Annotated in this window: 2 protein-coding genes; both read right to left on the bottom strand. The window is 72.0% G+C overall.

Annotated features, from left to right (window positions below; translation table 11 throughout):
- Positions 1-333: 333 nt before the first annotated feature.
- Entirely contained in the window at positions 334-1,230 is an 897-nt protein-coding gene (locus G6O54_RS36675) for a PDZ domain-containing protein (RefSeq protein WP_205679177.1), read from the bottom strand.
- 3 nt (positions 1,231-1,233) lie between these two features.
- A complete protein-coding gene (locus G6O54_RS36670; protein ID WP_250847251.1) occupies positions 1,234-2,196 on the bottom strand; it encodes a PDZ domain-containing protein in 963 nt (320 codons plus the stop codon).
- Positions 2,197-2,436: the final 240 nt, after the last annotated feature.

The following is a 2,436-nucleotide window of genomic DNA, read 5'->3' as shown; positions in this document are numbered from 1 at the left end:
CAGGCTCCGGATGTTCAAGGAAGCCCCGATCTCGCGCAACAGATCCGGGATAGGCCTCGCCGGTCGTAAAGACTAACTTTCCAACACCTCTCCCTAACCCTCCCCCACACGGGGGGGAGGGGACCAGAGGGGCTCGGCTCGCGCGAAGGCTTGCTCGGATGTCGAGGGTGGTAACGTAGCCCCCTCTCCCTAACCCTCCCCCACACGGGGGGGAGGGGACCGGAAGGCTCGCATCGGACAGGGGGCTTTCTCGCTTCGCCACGGCCTTCTCGCGCTTGTGGGTAACGATGAGCCGCCGGGGGGACGTGGAGCGTCGAACCGCGTCTGGTCTCGTCACGTCCCGGCGGCGGGGCGGACGGTGAGGATCAGCTCCTTGCCGTCGCGGAGGACGACGACGCGGGCGTCCTGGCCGGGCTCGGCGTCGCCGGCGGCGGCGAAGACGTCGGCCACGGTGGTCGTCCAGCGGTCGCCCAGGGTGGTCAGGACGTCCCCGGGCTTCAGGCCCGCGAGCGCCGCGGGCGAGCCCGCGAGGACCTCGCGGATGGGGACGCCGGGCGAGTCCGCGCCCCCCTTCGGCGGGTCCAGCCGCAGGCCCCAGACGGCCCGCGGGGCCAGGATCTTCCGCGCCGCCTCGCGCGGGCCGGCCAGGCGGTTGGGGAGCTCCTTCATCAGGTCCCGGATCCGGAAGTCGATCGGCTCGAAGGTCATCTCGTCCTTCTGGTAGTCGATCGTCGTCCGATAGCGGGCGAAGAACGTGAAGCCGATGATCCCGTCCAGCGGCTCGCCGAGGGCCTCCCCCAGGACCTTCAGCGCCGGGTGGTCGAAGACGACGACCGGCAGCTTGGTCGCGGTCAGGCCGCCGACCTCGAGCGTCTTCACCTCGGCCTCGCCGCGCATCCCCAGCAGGAACGACTTCGGCGCATCCGCCTTGATGACCCCCGCGCCCTCGCCGGCCCGGTTGCCCAGCAGGGTGATCGGCGCCCCCAGGTCGAAGATCAGGCGGTACGGCCCCTTGCCGTTGATCTTCGCTTTCACCAGCATGTGATTGGAGGGGAGCATCGTGAATGGGACCACGGCCGGCGCCGGGGCCGGGGCCTTGCCCGCGGGCGAGGCCGGCGGCTCCTGCGCGTGCGCGAGCCCGAGCGCGGCGGCGGCGGCCGCGACGAACGGGACGGCGAGCAGGCCGGCGCGGATGGGGATCCCGGGACGTGGACCTGGTGCGGCTCTCATGGCTCAGAGGCCCTCCCCGGCCTGGAAGTTCGCGGTGTGATCGGCCCCGGCGCGGCGGACGGACAGGCTGACGGCGTCGCCCGGCCGGATCGCGGCGGTCGCCTCGATCGCGGCCTTCAGGCCGTCGATGGGCTTGCCGTTGATCCGGACGATCTCGTCGCCGGCGCGGAGGTCCGCCCTCGCCGCCGGCGAGCCCTCGACGGGGCGGTCGATCCGGACGCGGCCGGCCGCCTCCGGGCCCGACCACTCGAGCCCGAGGAACCCGCGCGGCAGGCGTTCCACCTCCGGCTGCTTGCCCATCAGGAAGGCCAGCCCCTTGGCCAGCGGCCCGATCGCGTTCATCGCCTGGAGCTCCGCGGGGGGCCCGTTCCGGTCGTCCTGAGGCGGCACGGGGGGATCGGCCGGGTCGTGGTCCAGTCGCGTCCAGGTCATCCGGTCCTTGCTCGGGTCGATCTCGAGCCGGAACCGCGCCAGGATGGTGAACCCGAGGATGCCGTGGATCGACGCCCCGGGCAGCCCCAGCGCGTTCATGCCGACGAGCTGGAACGGGTCCTCGACCCGCGCCTTGACGTCCCTGAGCGTCGCGCCCCCCTCGAAGTCGAGCCGATCGACGGGCGTCCAGAACTTCCCCTTCTGCGGCTTGAGGCCGATCTGCGCGGCGGTCTCCGTGGCGACGAAGAGCGCCGGCGCGCCGGAGTCCACCAGGAAGTTGAACGGCCCCTTGCCGTTGATCCGCACCCGCACCAGGAAGTGGTTCGTGTCCGTCAGCCGGTAGGGGACGCGGAACGCCCGGCCGACCTGCGGGTCGCGCTCCTTGTCCTTATCCTTGTCCTTGCCGGCGGCGGCATGCGACGCCAGGCCCAGGCCCAGCACCGCCACGAAGGCGAGTCCCAGCCCCAGGCCGCCGCGAGCCGCCGGGGGTGAAGGTGAAGGCGAAGACGATGACGAGGCTGAGGGCATCCTCATGGGGCGATCTGCCTGCTCTCGACGTGGTGGTGCGATCTCCGGGTCCAATCCCATTTCCAGCTTAGCGCCCGCCGCCCGTTTCGGGAACGGCTCTTGGCGGAAATGGGCCCGGATCGCCGCCGACAGACCTCCGGCCTCTCGCCCAATGCGAGCCCCTCCGTGCGGGGGAGGGTCGGGGAGAGGGGGCGGCGTTACCACCTTCGACATCCGAGCAGGCCTTCGCCCGAGACGAGCCCCTCT

Source organism: Aquisphaera insulae, assembly GCF_011064615.1.
Taxonomy (GTDB): domain Bacteria; phylum Planctomycetota; class Planctomycetia; order Isosphaerales; family Isosphaeraceae; genus Aquisphaera; species Aquisphaera insulae.
The sequence above is the reverse complement of the archived record's forward strand: the minus strand, read 5'-3'. Positions and strand labels throughout refer to the sequence as shown.

Coding starts and splice junctions, on each gene's coding strand:
- G6O54_RS36675 (WP_205679177.1), bottom strand. CDS start 1,230: ATGAGAGCCGCACCAGGTCCACGTCCCGGGATCCCCATCCGCGCCGGC.
- G6O54_RS36670 (WP_250847251.1), bottom strand. CDS start 2,196: ATGAGGATGCCCTCAGCCTCGTCATCGTCTTCGCCTTCACCTTCACCC.